The sequence below is a fragment of the Aquirufa originis genome (assembly GCF_042714495.1).
Lineage (GTDB): Bacteria > Bacteroidota > Bacteroidia > Cytophagales > Spirosomataceae > Aquirufa > Aquirufa originis.
The window spans coordinates 282,803-303,413 of record NZ_JBBKXY010000002.1 but is presented as its reverse complement, the minus strand read 5'-3'; the positions used below and the strand labels follow the sequence as shown (position 1 = coordinate 303,413).

At 45.1% G+C, this 20,611-nt stretch carries 19 protein-coding genes; 15 read left to right on the top strand and 4 right to left on the bottom strand.

Annotation, left to right across the window (positions count from 1 at the left end; all coding sequences use genetic code 11):
• The first annotated feature begins 1 nt into the window (after nt 1).
• Genes SKC35_RS06740 through SKC35_RS06725 form a run of 4 tightly spaced genes read left to right on the top strand, consistent with a single transcriptional unit; the run spans nt 2 to nt 6,154 of the window.
• Nucleotides 2-1,171, top strand: coding sequence for an OmpA family protein (locus SKC35_RS06740; RefSeq protein WP_377978626.1), 1,170 nt, complete (start codon nt 2-4; stop codon nt 1,169-1,171).
• A gap of 59 nt (nt 1,172-1,230) precedes the next feature.
• The gene (locus SKC35_RS06735) at nt 1,231-4,101 is read left to right on the top strand and encodes an invasin domain 3-containing protein (protein WP_377978625.1); all 2,871 of its coding nucleotides are present in this window, start codon (nt 1,231-1,233) and stop codon (nt 4,099-4,101) included.
• On the top strand, nt 4,098-4,913 hold the full coding sequence (locus SKC35_RS06730; RefSeq protein WP_377978624.1) for a sterol desaturase family protein: 816 nt from the start codon (nt 4,098-4,100) through the stop codon (nt 4,911-4,913). The genes SKC35_RS06735 and SKC35_RS06730 overlap by 4 nt, the downstream gene beginning before the upstream one ends.
• Nucleotides 4,910-6,154 carry a serine hydrolase domain-containing protein gene (locus SKC35_RS06725; protein WP_377978623.1) on the top strand — a complete coding sequence of 415 codons (1,245 nt, stop codon included), beginning with the start codon at nt 4,910-4,912 and terminating at the stop codon, nt 6,152-6,154. Before SKC35_RS06730 ends, SKC35_RS06725 begins: the two co-directional genes overlap by 4 nt.
• 50 nt (nt 6,155-6,204) lie before the next feature.
• Here SKC35_RS06725 and SKC35_RS06720 read toward each other — a convergent pair whose 3' ends face one another.
• The gene (locus SKC35_RS06720) at nt 6,205-7,506 is read right to left on the bottom strand and encodes an alpha-L-fucosidase (RefSeq protein WP_377978622.1); all 1,302 of its coding nucleotides are present in this window, start codon (nt 7,504-7,506) and stop codon (nt 6,205-6,207) included.
• A gap of 75 nt (nt 7,507-7,581) precedes the next feature.
• Here SKC35_RS06720 and SKC35_RS06715 point away from each other — a divergent pair, with 75 nt between their 5' ends.
• The 6 genes from SKC35_RS06715 (at nt 7,582) to SKC35_RS06690 (ending at nt 11,945) form a co-directional block, all read left to right on the top strand.
• Nucleotides 7,582-8,034 (top strand): DinB family protein, encoded by a 453-nt coding sequence (locus SKC35_RS06715; protein WP_377978621.1) that lies wholly within the window; start codon nt 7,582-7,584, stop codon nt 8,032-8,034.
• Nucleotides 8,034-8,330: a Dabb family protein gene (locus SKC35_RS06710; protein ID WP_377978620.1), complete on the top strand. Its 297-nt coding sequence runs from the start codon at nt 8,034-8,036 to the stop codon at nt 8,328-8,330. Before SKC35_RS06715 ends, SKC35_RS06710 begins: the two co-directional genes overlap by 1 nt.
• 6 nt (nt 8,331-8,336) lie before the next feature.
• Nucleotides 8,337-9,524 carry a parallel beta-helix domain-containing protein gene (locus SKC35_RS06705; protein WP_377978619.1) on the top strand — a complete coding sequence of 396 codons (1,188 nt, stop codon included), beginning with the start codon at nt 8,337-8,339 and terminating at the stop codon, nt 9,522-9,524.
• Nucleotides 9,524-10,513, top strand: a complete 990-nt coding sequence (locus tag SKC35_RS06700) for an SO2930 family diheme c-type cytochrome (RefSeq protein ID WP_377978618.1) — start codon at nt 9,524-9,526, stop codon at nt 10,511-10,513. Before SKC35_RS06705 ends, SKC35_RS06700 begins: the two co-directional genes overlap by 1 nt.
• 106 nt (nt 10,514-10,619) lie before the next feature.
• Nucleotides 10,620-11,393: a hypothetical protein gene (locus tag SKC35_RS06695; protein WP_377978617.1), complete on the top strand. Its 774-nt coding sequence runs from the start codon at nt 10,620-10,622 to the stop codon at nt 11,391-11,393.
• Nucleotides 11,394-11,402: 9 nt separating this feature from the next.
• Nucleotides 11,403-11,945, top strand: coding sequence for a nuclear transport factor 2 family protein (locus SKC35_RS06690; protein WP_377978616.1), 543 nt, complete (start codon nt 11,403-11,405; stop codon nt 11,943-11,945).
• Nucleotides 11,946-12,004: 59 nt separating this feature from the next.
• Here SKC35_RS06690 and SKC35_RS06685 read toward each other — a convergent pair whose 3' ends face one another.
• Complete coding sequence (locus SKC35_RS06685) at nt 12,005-12,844, bottom strand: VOC family protein (protein WP_377978615.1); 840 nt, start codon at nt 12,842-12,844, stop codon at nt 12,005-12,007.
• 133 nt (nt 12,845-12,977) lie between these two features.
• Here SKC35_RS06685 and SKC35_RS06680 point away from each other — a divergent pair, with 133 nt between their 5' ends.
• Both SKC35_RS06680 and SKC35_RS06675 read left to right on the top strand, forming a co-directional pair.
• Nucleotides 12,978-13,346: a BlaI/MecI/CopY family transcriptional regulator gene (locus tag SKC35_RS06680; protein ID WP_377978614.1), complete on the top strand. Its 369-nt coding sequence runs from the start codon at nt 12,978-12,980 to the stop codon at nt 13,344-13,346.
• Nucleotides 13,339-14,730: a M56 family metallopeptidase gene (locus tag SKC35_RS06675; RefSeq protein ID WP_377978612.1), complete on the top strand. Its 1,392-nt coding sequence runs from the start codon at nt 13,339-13,341 to the stop codon at nt 14,728-14,730. The genes SKC35_RS06680 and SKC35_RS06675 overlap by 8 nt, the downstream gene beginning before the upstream one ends.
• A gap of 78 nt (nt 14,731-14,808) precedes the next feature.
• On the opposite strand, the gene SKC35_RS06670 is transcribed toward SKC35_RS06675, so the two are convergent.
• Nucleotides 14,809-15,429, bottom strand: coding sequence for a peptidoglycan DD-metalloendopeptidase family protein (locus tag SKC35_RS06670; protein WP_377978611.1), 621 nt, complete (start codon nt 15,427-15,429; stop codon nt 14,809-14,811).
• 36 nt (nt 15,430-15,465) lie between these two features.
• Here SKC35_RS06670 and SKC35_RS06665 point away from each other — a divergent pair, with 36 nt between their 5' ends.
• The 3 genes from SKC35_RS06665 to SKC35_RS06655 all read left to right on the top strand — a co-directional run bounded on the left by SKC35_RS06665 (nt 15,466) and on the right by SKC35_RS06655 (nt 19,101).
• The gene (locus SKC35_RS06665) at nt 15,466-16,542 is read left to right on the top strand and encodes a carboxypeptidase-like regulatory domain-containing protein (RefSeq protein ID WP_377978610.1); all 1,077 of its coding nucleotides are present in this window, start codon (nt 15,466-15,468) and stop codon (nt 16,540-16,542) included.
• A gap of 94 nt (nt 16,543-16,636) precedes the next feature.
• Nucleotides 16,637-17,803, top strand: coding sequence for a cytochrome-c peroxidase (locus SKC35_RS06660; protein ID WP_377978609.1), 1,167 nt, complete (start codon nt 16,637-16,639; stop codon nt 17,801-17,803).
• Between the two features lie 35 nt (nt 17,804-17,838).
• Nucleotides 17,839-19,101, top strand: a complete 1,263-nt coding sequence (locus tag SKC35_RS06655) for a M28 family peptidase (protein ID WP_377978608.1) — start codon at nt 17,839-17,841, stop codon at nt 19,099-19,101.
• Between the two features lie 52 nt (nt 19,102-19,153).
• Here SKC35_RS06655 and SKC35_RS06650 read toward each other — a convergent pair whose 3' ends face one another.
• Nucleotides 19,154-20,608, bottom strand: a complete 1,455-nt coding sequence (locus SKC35_RS06650) for a RagB/SusD family nutrient uptake outer membrane protein (RefSeq protein ID WP_377978607.1) — start codon at nt 20,606-20,608, stop codon at nt 19,154-19,156.
• Nucleotides 20,609-20,611 lie beyond the last annotated feature (3 nt).

Below are 20,611 nucleotides of genomic sequence, written 5' to 3'. Positions count from 1 at the left end.
TATGAAGAAAATCTTACTATTTCTCTTGTTCCTGAGTGGTACCATCGTAGCACAAGAAAACGATAAATCACTAGTCATCATTGGCGGTCCTACGGATCTTTGGACAAATAACCGCTTAACAGGAAAGGATGAATTCAATGCCTACACGAACTTAGGTTTGCAATTCTCGAAGCGCAAATCGGCGAACATGGATGTGGTTTATACGTCTTTGGCCGGTTTTCAAGGGGATTTCTTCAGTCCCGGTATTTGGAACAATAAATTCATCACCGCTGGCGCGAACATGCGTTATTTCCTAATTCCGCGTAAAAAAACCTCGGTATTCAATCCCTTTTTCCAAATAGGCGCAGAAGCTTTCGCGCGCCGCGACTACGGCTTCCCAGGAAATGCGTATGAATTAAGCGCTTTGGGTGGTTTAGGTTTAGATCTGAAATTATCGAGAGATTTCTCCATCATCGTTCAATCGAATTTAGCCATCCCGATGGCGCAAGCGACAGATGCGGGAGTAAAAGTAGCTTCTGTACGAGGATCGAATAACAGTACTTCTTTCGGACTTGTCTACCATTTCGGCTGGAAAGCAGCGAAGAAGAAGGCTGAGGAAGAAGCGGCCGCAGCGGCAGCGAAAGCAGCGGAAGAAGCAGCAGCAAAAGCGGCGGCGGAGGCAGCAGAACAAGATCGAATCGCACGCGAGACGGCAGCTAAAAAAGCAGCAGCTGAGGCAAAAGAAAAAGCAGAGGCTTTGGCAAAAGCAGAGGCAGAGGCGAAAGCAAAAGCAGAGGCGATCGCGAAAGCGGAGGCAGAAGTGAAGGCTGCGGCTCAGTTGAAAGCAGATCAAGAAGCGATGGCTGAAACGACTATCTTGTATATGAATAACCAGTGGGAGTTGACGACTGAATCAGAGGCTAAATTGAAAGTTGTTGCGTCTGCATTGACGGCTCGCCCAGAAATCAAGGTGCGCATTGATGGTCACTCAGATGCTTTTGGTACTTCAAAAAATAACTTAAAGGCATCTCGCTTTAGAGCACAAGGGGCAGCTAAATTCTTAGTGAAAAATGGAATCGCGGCTTCTCGCCTTAAAGTAAATGCCTACGGAGAAGACAAGCCTATCGCATCGAATAAAACGAAGGCGGGAATGGCACAGAATCGACGCATTGAAATTAGAATTATCAAATAATAAATTTCAATATTTAAAGGCTATATTTAGACTTTAAAATCAAAATTGAAATCTATTATATGGGATCATCTAGCATAAACTATTACTTTAGGGTATGGGGCTGGATGATCCTATTTTTTTGTGTAGCGCATACTTCACAGGCGCAATGCAATGTAAATGACCCTTACGATAAGCTCATCAGCGGTTACCACGCTTCGGTTGCCATCAAGAGTACGGGGGAATATTCCATTTGGGGAGCGAATATGGCTCCATCAGGTTTAACGGGGCAATTGACCCCTTTGGAAATCAACGGAACGAATTATTCTGGTATTTCAGGTACCATCTACAAAGCGGGAATCGGAGGTACAAATTCCGGGGCCTCTATAGACCAAGCTGTAGTCTTAACCTCCACCGGTTTATTTGCCTGGGGAGCCATCGGATCACTTTTTAATCCATCCTTAACGAATTCTGCCGGAGTTGCCCAAATTATTCCGCCTACAGGATCTTCTCCTATCGGTTTGCCCATGGGATTAGAACCGCAAGATGTCAAGATGCTTTTCGCCGTGTATCGTACCTTAGTTTTACTGAGCAAAAGTGGCGATGTGTACGTTTTAGGGTATTTGACCGGGGCTTTGGATGGGAATGGTGCGGCGCAAGGGACCACCGGAATGAACAGCTGGCAACGGGTGAAATTAGATGCTACCACCTATTTAACTGGAGTGAAGAATGTCCGTGGGCAATCCGCTAGCGCGAATTACAATGCGTTTGTGGCCGAAACCACGGACGGCAAAATGTACACCTGGGGAGCCTCGACTTTTTTAGGCGATGGCACCGGCGCTGCTTATCGCTCGTTTGCTACGGAGATGACCTTGCCGGCTGATGTTAAAACGAAGGGGATCAAGATGATCGGGGTGACGGGCGGAATTACAGGTGGTAGCTCGTATAACACCTATTATGTCCTAAGTAATTCCGGAAATCTGTATGCGATGGGGGATAATAAAAATTACCAGTGTGGTGATTTTTCACGTGACTTATTACATTTGGATTGGGTGCAGGCTAAAAAATCTTCGGCCCCTAATGACTTCCTCACAAACGTCATTTTCGTCACCGTACAGGAACACAGTAATTCCGTTCCGGCTGCTTCGGCCATCACCAAAGCAGGCGATTTATACTCTTGGGGTTATAATGCCCGCAACATGCTAGGCAGGCCTATTGAGAATGCTTCCTATGACCCGGGTCTAGCGGGAGGATTTAACCAAGGCACGGACAAGGCACTCTTTGCGGAAATGGGAGGCCACACGCTGTTATATGTAAAGGAAGGGAGCTCTAAATTCTGTTATGTGGGCCACCGCATTAATGGGTCTATGGGTGATGGGACGTCGTTTGATGCCAAAGAACCCATCTTCAACTGCGACCAAACCCCCACCATTGACCTCTGCGGCTCTGTACCAAACGTCTCAGATTCGACTACTTCGACCATCAACGCGAGCCCTAAAATCATCAAGGCAAACAACAAGGATTATTCCACCATCTTCGTCCAATTAAAAGATTTCAAAGGCAATAACTTAACCGGAAACGGCGGCCTTGTGACGATCTCCTCTACTCTGGGAACGGTTTCTGCCGTCGTAAACAATAACAACGGAACCTACACCGCCATATTAACAGGTGGTATCACAGCGGGTACGGCGATTGTCAGCTTCACCATCAATGGATCGAATGCCGTCCAAACCGACACGGTCACCATCTTGCCCTACCTGTGGCCTGGTGAAATTGCCTCTGACCAATCCCTCTGCTACCCGGCGAAACCCTCTCCATTAACGTCAAAAACAGACGCCTACGGCGTCCCTAGACCCATCACCTATGTTTGGCAACAAAGTCTAGACAACATTTCATTCACTCAAATTCCAGGCGCGACCGCAAAAACCTACACGCCACCGCTTTCGAAAAGCACGATTTACTACCGTCGTGGCGCGCGTTCATCAATAGATAGTTTAGAATTCACGAACTCCGTCGTCATTCGAACAGAAGAAATTGCGGGTGGAAAATTAACCGGAACCGGCACCTTCTGTGGGGACAAAAACAGCCAGCCCATTAAGCTGAGCGGGCATATTGGGACGATTTCGAAATGGCAATCGGCAGATACACCAGACTTTTTAGTGGGTGTAGCGGACATCGCGAACACGGATTCGAGTTATACCGCTACAAATCTGCCTAATACAAAATACTTCCGCGCGGTGATTACACAGCCTGTTTGTGGGACGGTCTATAGTTCTGGAACTGTGGTCGTGATTAACCCCATTCCGTCGATCACATTTGTCCCTAATCCGGCCCAAGTGGTTCGCTGGTCGAGCCTTACGATTACTGCTTCAGGTGCGGATCGGTATGCCTGGTCGCCGCGCTACGGACTTTCGGCGGTGGACAAAGCGGTAGTAATCGCGAACCCGATTAAGACAACGACCTATTCGATTAAAGGAACCAATAACACGGGTTGCAACAGCACGACGTCGCTTACAGTGACGGTTTTATCAGCCGGAACCTTGGACACGGATGGAGATGGAATTTATGACGAGGATGAGGAGAATCCGTTGAAGTACAAGCCGGATTGCGATGGCGATGGGATCGAAAATCGATTGGATCCTGATCCTTGTCCGTTCTTCGAGCCGCAAGGAATTTCGCCTAATGGGGATGGGAAAAATGATTTCTTAATCTTTGAGGGCCTGTTAACGAAGCCTATTCCGAACCATATTTCGATCTTTGATCGGGTAGGAAGTTTAGTGTATGAGACGGATAATTACCAAAACAATTGGGCCGGCGAAACATCCAAGGGCACTTCTTTGTTTGAGAAAACGGGATCTGTTCCGGATGGAACCTACTATTATATTTTGGACTTTTATGACCAAAGACCGACTGTGAAAAACTTTGTATATGTCTTACGTAACGTTAAAAAATGATGATTGAATCGTATTTTGCTACCATCCCTAGTGCACACCGCGGCTTGATTTTAGCCGGCGGAATTATGTTGTTTTGGTTGATCGAAACCGGGATTCCCTTAGTGAATTTCAAAGGTAATAAGTGGGCTCACGCGAAGCTGAACCTCTTTTTGACTTTCACCACCATTGCGATTAATTTCCCGTTTGCGATGCTATTAGTGATGGCGAGTGACTGGACGGTCTCTGCGAATTTTGGCATTTTGCACTGGTTTGCGATGCCTAGCTGGGCCTTCTTAATCGTGGGATTATTGCTGATGGACTTAGTGGGAGCCTATTTGGTTCACTTGATCGAGCACAAGATTAAGGTGCTGTGGAAGTTCCACATGGTGCACCACGCGGACACGCAGGTGGACACGACCACGGCGAATCGCCACCACCCGGGCGAGAGTGTGATCCGTGCGGTCTTTGCGATTTTGGCGATTTTGGTTTGTGGCGCGCCTATGTGGATTGTGTTTTTGTACCAAAGCCTCAGCGTCGTCCTTTCTCAGTTCAATCACGCGAATATCAGTTTGCCGCTTTGGCTAGATAAGGCCCTTTCCTATGTGATCATTTCACCTAATATGCACAAAGTACATCACCACTTCGAGCGTCCACAAACGGACTCGAACTACGGAAATATCTTTGCTTTTTGGGATCGTCTTTTCAATACTTTTGATGCTACGCCGATGGAGAAAATCAAATACGGTTTAGACGTGTTAGAAAACGACAAAGACCAATCTTTTGCTTACCAATTAAACCTTCCTTTTAACTCGAAAATTAAAACAGACGAATGAAAAAACTCTTAATGCTCTTCTTGCTCCCGCTTTCGTTAGCGGCGCAAGTGCTATCGCCGGTGGTGCAGCCCACGGCAGATTTTGATGCGAAAAAACTAGAATCGATTGATGCTTTAGTGAAATCCTATGTGGAGAAAAACCACTTAGTAGGAGCGGTTACTTTGATCGTGAAGAACAACCAACTCGTGCATTATAAGGGCCACGGTTACGCGGATTTGGCGAGCAAAAAACCCATGCCAGCTGACGCGATCTTCCGCATCATGTCACAGACCAAAGCCCTAACCAGCCTTGGCATCCTGCAGCTTTTCGAACAAGGAAAATTACGCTTAGATCAACCGATCTCAGACTTCCTTCCGTCCTTCAAATCACCGCGCGTCTTGAAGGATTATAATGCAGCCGATACGAGCTATACTTCGGAACCAGCCAAACGCGAGATCACTTTCCGCGATTTATTAACGCACTCTTCGGGCTTAGATTACGCGGGAATCGGATCCGAAAAAATGAAGGCGATCTATGCAAAAGCGGGTGTTCCATCTGGACTAGGCGATAATGGAACCACTTTATTGCAGGCAATCACGAAATTAGGGACCCTGCCTTTGATCCACAATCCAGGCGAAAAATTCACCTATGGTTTGAACACGGATGTGTTAGGCTGTTTGATTGAGGTGATTAGCGGAGAGACTTTGGAAGCCTATTTAACAAACCACATTTTCATCCCATTAGGAATGAAAGATACCTATTTCAATTTGCCGGCGGATAAGGGATCGCGCTTGCCTACGGTATACACGGAAAATGAGCAGAACCAAATCATCCCGTGGTCATCCACCTACCGTGGCATCAACCCGAACTATCCCTTATTCAAAAAGACCTTCTTCTCTGGCGGTGCTGGACTTTCGTCTACGGCATTTGACTACGCGGTCTTCTTGCAATGCATCCTGAATGGCGGTAAATACAACGGGAAGCAGCTAATCGGTCGACGTACCGCAGAATTGATGGTGAGCCCTAACTTCAATTTAGGTAACGATGATTATGGATTAGGTTTCCAAATCACTGGCGAAAAAACCGCTAACCGCAAGATGCGCAACAAAGGATCCTTCGCTTGGGGCGGCTACTATGGAACGACCTATTGGGCAGACCCGAAAGAGAAAATGATTGTATTGATTATGTCACAACACACGCCAAACTCCCACGGCGATTACCAAGAAAAAATAGAGAATATTATTTACGGAGCATTGAAATAAAAGAGGAGGGGCCGCGCGTGCATAGCGCAGCGCAAAAAGCGGCCCCTTTTTTATTTCAAAAGCTCAATCACCTGTGTCCCCACCGGCACATCCGCCACCACAATTCGCATTCCATTCTTCTCGATTTTAGCTTTGACAGGGGCGCCATTTAAAACGGAAGCCTTCTTGTATTTGCCTGGAATGAACATGCTTTCTTCACTCGGTTTGTGGAACAAATGCACAAACACACTGCTCGCGTTCTCCGTTGTCACACCCCATTGTTGCGGTTTCACCGGTCCTCCGCGCGTTCCATAAACCGAACGGCCGTTCGCCTCAAGCCATTTGCCTACCACCGCTAAACTGTCCGTGAATTCCGGCTGAATCTTGCCCGTAGGCATCGGGCCCACGTTCAATAATAAGTTCGCATTGCGACCCGCCGCTCCTACCAATAACTGGTGAATTTGGGTAGGCGTTTTGTACTTGTGGTCGTTCATATTATAACCCCAAGCGCCGTTGATGGTTTCGCAGGTTTCCAAAGGCAAAGCAGACGCCGTTTGAAAGCTCAAACCATGTAGATTTTCACCTGGAAGATCGCGTTCGAACATTTGGAAATCCTCTCCTGGAATCGGATCCAAATGGTGGTTATTCCCGATCATACACGCCGGCTGAATCGAGTGAATCAAGCCATAAATCTCATCGTATTTCCAATCAATCCGCGAGCTGCGATCCTTATTTCCCTCCGGATTCGTTTGATCCCAATGGCCATCAAACCAGATGTTTGAAATCTCGCCATAGTTCGTCAACAACTCCGTTAACTGCGCCTTCATGAATTTCAAATAAGAGGCATAATCGCTCTTTCCCGTTCTTCCCGAGCTTTGGCCCGTGCGCCCCGTTTCCCGCGGATAATCATCGCGGTACCAGTCCAAAGTCGAATAGTATAAACCCAGTTTAATCCCCTGCTTCTTGCATTCCGCCGCTAATTCCTTCAGCACATCGCGCTTAAAGGGCGTATTCGTAATCTTCCAATCCGATTGTTGTGTATCCCAATTCGAGAAACCATCGTGGTGGCGCGTGATGAAAATGATGTATTTCATGCCAGAATTCTTGGCCATAGTAACCCACTCGGCTGCGTTGAATTCGGACGGATAAAAGCCCTTTAAAAGACGTTGGTAATCTTTCTTTTCGATCTTCCGGTTGTTCATCACCCATTCGCCATCGGCTAGCATCGAAGAAATGCCCCAGTGCACGAAAAGACCGTATTTGTTGTTTTGGAAATCCGTTCTCGCCGCTAGATTTGCGGGAGTAGGGGAGTAAGTTTGGCTGTAAACCAGCGTGCTGGTAAGCAACAACGATAGTAAAAGTACTTTTTTCATAGGTCTAGATTTTCCTCAATTTACTAGTTGTCAGCGCTATTCAAAAATTTTACCGCAAATTCCTTAACTTGGTACATGGAAACGACGAATCATTTTGTCGCTGAGTGGGTCGAGGCCCGTACGCGATTTTCGAATCAATTGAAAACCTTACTTGCAGAGGATTTAAGCAAGCATTTAGGCGATTCGCCTAATTCGATTGGGTTTTTGATTCGCCACATCGGGGATGTGGAATTGTTATTTTCGAAGAATGTGTTTGGGAATTCTTCGGTGCAAGTATCCGCTAAAACGGTTATTTCCGGCCACGATACGGGTGAGTGGGTAGATTTGCCCACCTTGTTAGCCTATGTGCAGGAGTCTTTCGAAACCCTACACGACACCTTAGTTTCACAGCCTGATTCGGTTTGGTCGGAGGTGATTACGACGAAGGAATTTGGGACAAAAACAAAAGCAGAAGCCTTGGGTAGAATTGTCTCCCACACGGCTTATCATGCAGGACAAATAGCCATCATCCATAAATACGGTAACTAATGAGTTTACGACACGCAGGCATTTTTAATTTTAAGGCAACGGTTTCAGAATCACAGAAGCACGAATTCTTCGTGGCGCTGAAAGCATTAGAAGAAATTAACGGAGTAGAAAAAATGGAAGTCTCTCGCCAAACAAGCCCCAAAAACAAGTTCAAATACGGCTTCTCCATGGAATTCGCATCGCCTGAAATGTACCAAGCCTATTCGATTCATCCACAACACGACGCCTTCGTGCAGGAATTTTTCATTCCCTTAGTGGAGGACTTTATGGAAATTGATACCGAACAATTAATGTAAGAACCGATGAAATACCTTTTCCTACTACTTTGTTTTTCGGCTTTAGGCCAAGCAGATTTTGAAAAAAACCTGCAAAAGCGCCTCATTTTAGCCGAAGATGGCTCCACGATCGAGATCGAGGCGGGGCGTTTCCAGCTGACTAAATCCTTGTCTTTAGAAGGGAAAAAGAACATCACCTTGCGCGGAAAGGGCATCGATAAAACCATTTTGAGCTTTAAAGGCCAAACCCAAGGCGCAGAAGGCATTCGGGTTTCGAACTGTGAAAACATCGTGATTGAGGATATGACGACGGAGGATTCCAAAGGCGATTTGATCAAGACGATGAATGTAAAAGGTATCACCTTTCGCCGCCTGAAGGCAGCGTGGACAGGTGGTCCCAAGCCCACAAATGGCTCTTACGCACTCTATCCCGTTTTATGTGAGAATGTCTTGATCGATTCATGCATCGCGATTGGCGCTTCGGATGCGGGCATTTACGTGGGGCAGTCTAAACATATTATTGTTCGTAATTCAGAGGCCTATGAAAATGTGGCCGGCATCGAGATCGAAAATTCCCTCTATGCGGATGTCTATAATAACAAGGCGATCGGGAATACGGGCGGTATTTTGGTTTTTGATTTACCTGATTTAGTCCAAAAAAAGGGCGGCCACGTCCGTGTCCACCACAACCTGGTGAAGGACAATAATTTGAAGAACTTTGCCCCTAAAGGGAATATCGTAGGAAATGTGCCTAAAGGAACGGGGATGATGGTTTTGGCGACAAGTAATGTCGAGTTCTTTGAGAACCAAATCATCAATCACGCCACGATCGGCGTCGCGATTATCTCGTATTATATGACGGAAAACGCCATCAAAGACAAGGATTACGATCCCTATCCTACGGCGGTTTCGATTCACCACAACACCTTCGAGCGTAAACCGAGAAGGGTGCCGATGGATAGCCGTTTTGGCAAAATGTACCGCTTCGTTTTACGCTTCGGTCGCCACGTTCCGGCGGTCGTGTATGATGGTATTTTGAACCCAGCGAAGGTAGGTCCAGATGGGAAATACCCGTTGGATTATTCCATTTGTGTGCGGGATAATGTCAACCAAAGTACCGCCTACCTCGATGCCGAGAATAATTTCAAAGGCTTGAAGCAAGGCAAAGATTTGTTTGATTGTGATTTAGAACACGTGAAATCGATCAAATTCTGATGCGGATACTGGGCGTTTTATTGTTAGCGTTTATTGGGCTTATTTCGGCAGAAACTAATTACAGAGAAAACTTGTCTGATTACGGTTTTTTCAGAGGTTTTTTAAAGGACCAAATTCCGGCAGAAGGCGTCGTTCCTTACGCCCTAAATTCCCCTTTATTCTCTGATTACGCTTCGAAACTACGTTTCATAAAACTCCCTGAAGGGCAATCGGTCGCTTATAATCCGGATTCCGTTTTGCAATTCCCGGTGGGCACCGCCATCGTCAAAACCTTCTATTATCCCATCGACGAACGCAACCCGAAGAAAGGTCGCCGCCTGATGGAAACCCGCGTTTTATTGCATGAAGCCAAAGGCTGGGTGGCATTACCCTACATTTGGAACAAAGAACAAACGGATGCCACGCTGGAAGTGGCTGGCGGAAGCGACATGGTTGCGTGGACAGACGCCTCTGGTAAAAAGCAATCCTTCGAATACCAAGTCCCAAACATGAACCAATGCAAGGGCTGCCACGAACGTTCTGGGCAAATAACGCCGATTGGCCCATCCATTCGCCAATTAAACGATGGCCAACAATTGCAACATTGGGAGACGGCAGGCATATTAAAGGGCTTGCCAAAAGACCACATTCCCGCCCTCGTCAACTATTCCAACACGGCAGCTTCTCTCGACGATCGGGTGAAAGCCTACCTCGATATCAATTGTGCCCACTGCCATAATCCCACCGGTCCAGCCCGCTCTTCTGGCCTCTATTTAACTTGGGATTCCAAAGATCGCACGGCCTATGGCTTCCTAAAATCCCCTGTTGCCGCTGGCCGCGGCTCAGGAAATCTGAGTTACGATATTGTTCCCGGCAAGCCGGAACAAAGTATTTTACACTACCGAATGGCGTCCCGTGACCCCGGCGTCATGATGCCGGAATTAGGCAGACAACTCACTCACCATGAGGGAGTTGAATTAGTTCGTTCCTGGATTCAATCGATGCAGTAGGGTAGGAATTTGTTCCGTTTACGGATTTTGGAACAAATGATAATAGTGATGTAATTTCTTTTAATGGTAATGTTTCTAGGTTTGAGGAAACATAACCTTAAAAGAAATGAAAAAACTACTCACCTCTCTAGCCCTAGTCCTGCTCGTATCTGCAGCGACTTTCGCACAAAATCGCTACACGATGGTAGCGTACCACAAATTACAGCCGGGAAAAACGATGGACGATGCCATTGCATTGGAAAAGCAATATTTGCCTATTCATGAAGCGCGCAAGTCAGCTGGTATTATTGATGGCTGGGCCATGTATGTCCCGTACAATACGATTAAATCCGAGGGAATTGACTTTGATTATATGACTGTGAATTGGGGTTCCGATTTAGATAAAATTCATCTTTATCCGATGGAATTATTTGGCGAAATCTTAAAAACAGATCCGGGTTTAGCGAAACTTTCAGCCGCTACTATCAGTACTCAAACCATTCTTCGTCACTCCATAGGCAAGAAAATTACAGGTACAGCTAAAGGTACAAACAAGGATCATTTCATCATTTTTGATATGATGAAAGTAACAGACGCTGCTGCTTATGAAGCGTTTGAGCAAAAAGTATTAAAAGTGCACGAAGAGAGAGTAGCAGCTGGAAATATTTCAGGCTGGTCGTTCTACAAGACTTTATATCCTTCTTCTGATGAAGTGAAGTATAATTACACAACTGTTCAGAGCATCGATAAATTATCAAAATTAGATCAATTCTCTGATAGCTATTACAAAGCAATTCCAAAAGCATTAGGTATTTCACCTGAAGAATTCATGAAGCAGGCAACGGTGAAAAGATCACTTAATGCAACCATGATCACTAAAATTGCTCTATCTACTAAATAAACACACACAATGAAAAAAATATTCATGATCATGGCTGTTGCTACAGCCTTATTTTCTTGCGGTCAAAAGCAAGAGGCAGCTGCTACCTCTACAGAAGCAAGTGCAGATTCTTTAGGAGGCACCATGTCTTCTACGGATGAGAAATCGCAAATTATTCAAAACCAGATCAAGGCAGCTTTTGCTAATGACACGACTTATAAGTGGGATGAAATTGCAGATAACATTGCTGTTTATTATCCAGGAGATACCATTCCTGATATTAAAGGAAAGAAAGCTTATATGGCGGATTTTACTTCGAATGGCCAACTTTGGGATAATCCTCGCTTCAGTTTCCTTCGTGTGATGACATTAAAAATGAATAATGGAGAAACTTGGACTAACCTTTGGGGCACTTGGCATGTAAAAGGGAAGTTTACAGGCAAGGAACTTGTTATGAACGTGCACCAAGCTATAAAGTGGGAAAATGATAAAGTGACACAAGAAGTTCATTTTTATGATACTAAAGCGATCGTAGACGAGTTTGCAGCGATGAAAGCCGCTGCGAAGAAATAATAGAATTTTTTGTTGAAAAGGGTTTAGAAAAGGGCGGCGCTATTAGTGCCCCCCTTTTTTTATTTTACCGCATTTTCTAAATCCGCGATTACAAATTTAGACATCTGTAAAAAGGCATATGTCGCCTTAGGAGCGGTCTCTGGATTGCTCATTAATTTTCCCAAAACCGAAGGAACAATCTGCCAAGAAACCCCATATTTATCTTTCAACCAACCGCATCTTCCCGGCGAACCTCCATCGACTAAATGATCCCACAAGTGATCAATTTCTTCCTGTGTATCGACCGTGACCATCATCGAAACGCCTTCATTGAAGTTATGTTGATGATCCATCGAACTCTCCATTAAATGGAAGGGTTTGCCGTTCAATGTAAATTGAGAATATTTCACATTACCCTCCGTATCGTGTTCCCCTTTTTCATACAGCGCCTTGTGAAGTATTTCTGAGTTAGGGAAAAGGGACGTATAAAAATCAATCGCTTCGTTTGCCTTCCCATTATTGACACCGTTAAACATCAAATTAGGGGCCATCTTAGCGTGTGATTCATGGTTCTTCATGATCTGCCAATTCACCCCAAACTGATCCGCAGCCCATCCATACAAAGGACTCCATGGATACGTATTTAGATCCATTAACACGGTTCCATTTTCGGTTAATTTCGCCCAAACACGTTTGATTTCTTCCTCGTCTTCTAGATTTAAGAAGAAGGAAATAGATGGATTAATCGGGTATCCTGGTCCGCCATTTAGGTGCATAAAGCGTCTATTAAATAGACGGTAATTTACCGCCATGGGGTTTTGAGAGATAGGCTCAAAGCCTGAAAAAGTGCTTTGATAAAAGTCAGCAGCCTCTTTTGCATTCTTGTCAAACCAGAGGCAGGTCGCAATTTCGTGTATCATAGTGGGATTAAATTTCGATAGATTATTTGACTTTCCAAATTACTACACACAAAATAATAACTAAAAAAATAGTTAGAAATATTTTGTAACTAAAAATTTAGTTATACATTTGCCTCAACGAAACGCAAAACGAATGAAAAAATTAACACAAGCAGAGGAGCAGGTCATGCAGGTCATTTGGAATTTGTCGGAAGGGGGATTCTTGAAGGACATCATTGAACTATTGCCGGAGCCGAAGCCACACTCGAATACGGTGGCGACGCTGTTGAAGATTTTAGTGGAGAAGAATTTTGTCCAAATCACTAATCCGAATCGGAACAATCTCTATTCCGCGAAAGTCTCGAAACGTGATTATTCAGGCCAACGCATGGCTGGTTTAACGGAATCCTTTTTCGATGGATCTTACACGAACGTGGTGTCCTATTTAGTGGACAAAAAGCAGATGTCTATTGAGGATTTAGAACTCCTATTGCAAAACTTAAAATCGAAAGGCGATGAATAAGATGGAACTATTTATCTACCTGTTGAAGTCGATGATTTTATCAGGGATTTTCTTCGGATACTACACGTTGTTTTTGAAGAACACGATTTACCACGCTTACAATCGCTTCTATCTGTTAGCGTCAATGGCCCTGAGTCTGGTCATTCCTTTCTTTAAACTGTCCACGTTTACCGTTTCTGAGGAGCAGGCGGCAGGAGCGAAGAAGGTGCTGATCTATTTGACACAGCTACCCGCTTCACAAGTACAGCAAGAAAGCATTTCTTGGGAAATCCTTGTCATAATGGGTATAAGCGCTCTATTTGTCGGTTATTTAGCCTATTCTATTCTGAAGGTTTTCCGTTTGAAAGCGGTTAGTGCCAAAAAGCAGATGGGCGATTTCACCTTCATCGAAACAGACTTAGACGAAGCGCCGTTCTCGTTTTTCTCGAACCTTTTTTGGAAAAAATCGATCTCGATGGAAGACGAAAGTGGCCGCAAAATACTGCAACACGAGCTCGCCCACATTCGCGAAAAACACTCTTGGGATCGCCTTTTTTCTCAACTAATTTGTTCCATTTTTTGGATGAATCCTTTCAACTGGATCATGCAAAAGGAATTGCAAAACATTCACGAATTTATCGCTGACCGCGACGCGGTGGGCACCGGAGAGGTGGATGCTTTTGCCAAAATGCTCTTACAAACCTATTACGGTAATCATTTTTTAAATCCGAGTCACTCATTCTATTACTCATCTATTAAACGAAGAATTATTATGTTAACAACCTCCAATACCCCTAAATACGCCTACCTAAGAAAGGTGGCCGTATTGCCTCTAGTGGCGATTTCTTTGGTCTTATTCTCGATCCAATTGAGCGCTCAAAAGCCTAAGCCTAAAAAGGAATTGGCAACACAATACACGGTTACGATGCGACCAGATTCGACCACTTTTTCTGACCCTAAAACAGGCAAGAAAGTGTTTTCTGTTGCCACTCGTGACATGCCACCTCCGCCGCCACCCGCTGGTGCGCCTGCACCGCCGACTCCGCCTGTTCTCACTTTACATGGCTCTGGTTCTGACGTCAAATTGATCTATCTCGATTCAACCACGGTAGAATTTAAAGGTGCAAATAGTGAAGGCAAACAGGTGGTATTTCGAGCAGAGAAAGTAGGTAATACCGCTACTTCGCCTAGTGAAAAATCAGGCATAGTATTTAAGCCATCGTCTGGTCAAAAAGTCAAACCCCTCATCGTCATCGATGGCGTCATCACCTCTGAGATAAATCTAAACGATTTAAACCCGAATAACATCCAATCGATGAATGTCTTAAAAGGCGAAAAAGCCAAAGCAAAATATGCAGAAAAAGGTGCAAACGGTGTAGTAGAAATTACTACTAAAAAGCCCTAACTCTAAGGTTTTAAAAAATGATAGAATAATATGTAATAGCCGGTGATTTTCACCAGGCTATTACCGTTTAGGGGAACCCTAACTAAATCCCATAGGATCCGGGCAATTTTCCGCATAAAACGCCACATCCCGCTTAGAACAAACGCCCGGATAATCCCCATGAAATCCTTGCAGATCGCGGATGAGTTGAAAATGTAGGTGCGGCGGCCAGCCGCCATTTTCGTCCGAGTTGCCTAGGTGGCAAAGCAGTTCTCCTGCGTCAAAATTCATTCCCTCGTCTATTTCCGCCATATCTTCCATCCCTAGATGTCCGTACAAACTGTAGATGTTTTCTGCGGGGTGGTAGAGGATAATGGTGGGGCCATAATTTCCTGAGCCGCGATTAACTTGATAGCTGTGAACGATACCAGCTAACGGCGCGAAAACGGGTGTTCCCGCTGGTGCCCAAAGATCAACTCCTAAGTGAATGTTCCTGAAATCGTCTGCGTTCGTCGCAAAATTCTCGTGTGCCTCGTAGATGATGCGGTGTTCGAGGTAGCCGCCTACACCGTATTTGGCCCCTAATTTTTCTTCCATATACGCGCAAAAAGCGTCGATTTTAGAATAAATACGGCGTTTTAGCTCCTTATTCTTCGCACTTAGATCCAGCTTGATACTGTTATCAGGCGTTAATGGCTCGTAAAATAGGCGGTTAATCATTCTTGAATTTATTTGCTTACATTTAGTCAAAGATAAATGATGCGCCTGCTATTCACCCTGCTTCTTGCCCCCTTTTTCGTCTTCGCACAGCAAAAATATCAGTTAATTGGATCTGTGGTAGAGAAAGGTAACGTTTCCATTCCGGGAGCCAGTGTGTTCCTTGAAGGTACTACGATAGGTACGCAGACGGATGCGAACGGGCATTATGTCTTGAAGAATATTCCACCTGGAAGACATCGTTTGGTAGCCTCAATGGTGGGGTATTTACCTAAGCTAGTTTCCCTGGAATTCCCTGCAAAAATCTTAGAATTGAATTTCAATTTAGAAGAAGACAACAAAACACTGGCCGAAGTACGGGTAGTGGGTTCGCAGGACAAGACCTGGGAAAAGCAATTTAGGGCGTTCGAGAAGGGGTTTTTAGGGGAAAGTTATAATCGAAAAGAGGTCTATATCACGAATAGGGAAGTAGTCGATTTTTCTGAAAACGAGGACATCTTTACTGCCAAGGCCGCGCAACCCGTACAAATTGTCAACAAGACGCTGGGCTATAAGATTACGTATTTCATGGACAATTTTGAGAAGACGAATAGTCTGACGGCGTATAAGGGTTTGGCGAGTTTTGAGAAATTAGTACCGGAAGATGCGCGGCAGGAGCGGAGGTGGCAGCGAAATCGAGTGGAGGCTTATGAGGGTTCGATGAAGCATTTTTTGAAGGCTTTGGTGGATAATCGACTGGAAGAAGAGGGATTCAATGCCTATTTATTGAAGCCGGAATATTTGAATAATTTGCGGAGGGGCTTGTTTTTTGACAGGAACAATGAACGGCATGTCGCCTTTAAGGCGGCTGACTTAGCCGGCCCTGTTACCACAGATGGCTTACGAACCCTTGAATGGCGAATTCCCATGGAAATTGTCTTCAATAAAAAGCGTGTGATGAGGCCCATCTTTATAGACGCACCTTATCCATATACGATTCTAATTCCCAAAGGCCTGATCCAAGTGACGAATACAGGCGATATCATGAATCCTTACTCCATCGAAATGCGGGGAGATATGGGCAAAATAGGGATGGCGGAATTACTTCCTTTGGACTTTGACACAAATCAACCTTAGGCTATTCATCGCCAAGATGTTACGAAACGTCTACTAGACCGGTTTAAAGCATACTATTTTTCTACATTTACGTTTAGCAGAAAAAAATCAATCTATGCGTTTATACACTCTTGTTCTAAGTCTATTATTATTCAGCTGCAAAGATTCGCTGGATACCGTTACCTCGGATCCGTATGTAGAAATCCAAAAAGCACTCTCGATTAATCCTTCGGCGCTTGAAAATTATGCCGCACAAGGCAAGCCAGCGTATGTGAATAAGGATAATACGGGGGCGAATGCCATCACGGATAAGGCTGCGACGCTGGGTCGTGTCCTGTTTTATGATAAGAACCTGAGTACGAATAATACGATTGCCTGTGCGAGCTGCCATAAGCAGGAATTTGCGTTTGGGGATACGGCTATTTCCAGTTTAGGCGTGGAAAATGGGCGGACGATTCGGCATTCGATGCGTTTGATCAATACGCGCTATGCGAATGAGGCGAAGTTTTTCTGGAACGAGCGGGCGGCCAGTTTAGAGGCGCAGACGACGATGCCCATTGTGGATCATTTAGAGATGGGTTTTAGTGGCCAAACAGGACGCGGCACGATTGCCTCATTAATTACAAAACTGAATGGAATCGGTTATTACAAAGAACTCTTTACGCTCGCTTATGGTGATGCGACGATCACGGAGGCGCGGATGCAAACGGCTTTGGCCCAATTTATTCGCAGCATTCAATCCTTCGATTCGAAATACGATATAGGCCGCGCACAAGTGGGCAATGACGCGGCGCCTTTCCCTAATTTCACCGCTCAAGAAAATGCGGGCAAGGCATTATTCATTAACCCTCCCATCTTTAATGCGGCTAGCGAACGAATAGCTGGAGGTTTTGGATGCCAAGGTTGCCACCAAGCCCCGGAGTTTGACATTGATCCGAATACTCGTAACAATGGTTTCATCGGCGTGATCGGAAGCAACCAAACGGATTTGGATAACACGCGTTCTCCTTCTTTACGTGACATCTTAAATGCGGCGGGTGTAGCAAACACCCCTTTCATGCATACAGCTGCTTCTGCTACAATTCGCCAGGTGTTGAATCATTATAATACGATTGCGGCTAACCCACGGAATACGAATTTAGATGCGCGTTTGAAGCCGAACAATATCGGCCAAAACCTCCAAATGACTCCCGACGAAATCAATTCCATGGTCGCCTTTTTGCGTACCTTGACCGGAAAGGACGTGTATACGAACAAGAAATGGGGGAATCCTTTTCTGTAGATAATTGTGTAATATTGTCGGAATAAAATCTTCCGATGAAAAAAATCCTCTTACTCTTAGCGCTGCCATTATTGGCTCAAGCGCAGAAAATTAACAAAATCATTACACGCTCAGAAACCGAGCGTATCGAAACCTATTTAGCTTCTGACGAGCTGGCGGGCAGAAAACCCTTCACGCCAGGTATCGAAAAGGCGGCGCAATTTATCTCCGCTGAATTCGAAAAAGCGGGTTTGCAGAAGACGAATGGCTCTTATTTGCAGAGTTTCCCGATGTATCAGTCGAAGGTGCTTAATTTTACAGCGATCGTTGACGATGTAACCTTGTGTCCAGCAGTCGCTATTATTTCCAAAGAAGCGACCATCCAGATCGACGAAAAATCGGGTTTTGAGGTGGTGAGCATTAAGGAAGGAGAGAATTTTGGCCAAAATGCCTACCGCATTATGAGCGCAAAAAAACCTACGATCGCTTTCTTGCACGAGAGCTTTGCAAAATACATCCCGCGCCTTTCCGGCAGAGGTCCGCTGAGAGAAAATCAATCCACCATTATTTTCGTGGTTGCGAATACCATTCCGACGAAGTTTAAAGTAAGCGCGACGCAGCAAGTAGAGAAACTACAACTGTCTAACGTCGTGGGCATCCTTCCCGGCAAAAGCCGTCCGAACGAATACGTGATTTTCTCAGGCCACTATGACCATTTAGGCATTGGCAAGCCAGTAGCAGGTGATTCCATCTACAACGGCGCAAACGACGATGCCGCAGGAACTACGGCGGTGATGATGCTCGCTAAATATTACGCTAAAAAGCGAGATAACGAACGCACCTTGATCTTTGCGGCCTTTACGGCAGAGGAAAGTGGAGGACACGGAAGCGTCTATTTCTCCAAGCAATTTAATCCGGATCAAGTGATGGCGATGTTCAATCTAGAGATGATCGGTACAGAAAGTAAATGGGGTAAAAATAGCGCCTACATCACGGGTTATGAGAAGTCTTCGATGGGTGAAATCCTGAAGAAGAATTTAGTGGGAACCCAGTTCACTTTTTATCCGGATCCGTACGTAGACCAAAACTTGTTCTACCGCTCTGATAATGCCACGCTAGCCGAACTAGGCGTTCCAGCACACACCATTTCTACTTCGAAAATGGACAGCGAGCCTAATTACCACAAGGCGAGTGATGAAGTTCAGACTTTGGACCTAGACAATATGACCGAAATCATCAAGGCTATCGCGAAGAGCGCGACCAGCATCATTTCCGGACAAGATACGCCTAGCCGTGTCGATACGACTAAGCTTAAATAAACAAAAAAGCCGCTCCCTCGAAAGAAGGAGCGGCTTTTCAGTGTAATCTTAATTACTTATTCAAGTTCGGGTTGTTTTGAATCTCTTGAATTGGAATCTTCAAAGTCAAACGTGTATCGTTGTAAAGGATAGGTGTTCCTACGAACTTCAAGTGGTTAGAACCACGGTTTACCGTTCCTTTGTTACGCTTTAACGACAAGTACGACTTTCCTTCACCCCAAAGCTCAATACGAGTCTGTAAGTAAATCTCATCAGTCAACGCTTTACCTGTTAATGCATCGATGTAAGACGCATCAGGAACACGTAAGGCCATGATTGCTTTAAGCGACTTTCTTGCACCTGCTTCGTCACCTGTTTTAGCACAAGCTTCTGCATTTAACAAGTACATCTCTTCCACACGCATGTAGATGTAATCCGCGTCGATTGTTCTTTGACCACCGATTACTTTGTTCGGGTGGTAGAACTTACCCATTGGCGCTAATTTATCAGCTACGGAGAATTGTGCTTTTCTTACGTCAGTTGCCGGGATTAAGTCATATAGACCTTTATCCATACCTTTCACGTCTCCCGCCCAAGCGTAAGAATAGGTATATTTGTCCATTTGGCCCCACCAAGAGATCAAGTTTAACTTAGAGTCAGTCGTGATATCCACGCCCCACATCCATTGGCTAGTCGCTACGTTGTTAAAACCACCTACCACTTCCGTTGCCGTCATGATTTTGAATCCACCGGTTGCGATGATATCAGCAGTCACTGTTTTCATCGCCGCGTTGTTACCCATCGCACCGTGTACGTACGCTAACATACCTTTTGCTACGTTTGCATTCACTTCCGCTTTCGAAGCTCTAGTGAAATCAGACAATAACGATTGTGCATCTGTTAAATCTTTGATCATTAACGCGTACACGTCCGCTGCAGTGCTCTTAGGCAAGTTTGGATCTGTCGTGTTTGTGTACAATGGTAAGATTTTCTCAGTAGGCACGTACTCGTTTTGGTAGTATTGCGCTAAGTAGAAATAGGAGAATGCACGCATCGCTTTCGCTTGACCCATGTACCAACGACCTGAAGCCGTTCCTGGGATGGCATTGCTACCACCTAAACCATCGATTACTGTGTTAGCAGCAAAGATTAAGCGGTAGTAGAAGCGCCATGCTTGGTAGTTATCATCTACTGTGTAATCCTGAGTTGCTTGGAACTCCGTAACTGTTCTAAACCAACCGTAGATAACGGATGTTAAAGCCATATCTCCAGAAAGTAAATCTCCGTAGATATCGTATGATTTATGGCCAAAGTCATCGTGACCCGTTGTACCGCCAGAACCAGCTCCATACATGGTAGCATAAATTCCGGATACGTTCGCAGATTGTAAACCTGGATTTAAGGCAGAAGCTTCCGCGATTTGATTCGCTGAAATCAATTCGGTCGGTTCCGTCTGCAAAAATTCTTCTTTACAACTAACCGTTCCCATTAGAACAGCCGCAAATAAAAATTTATATACTGTTTTCATCTT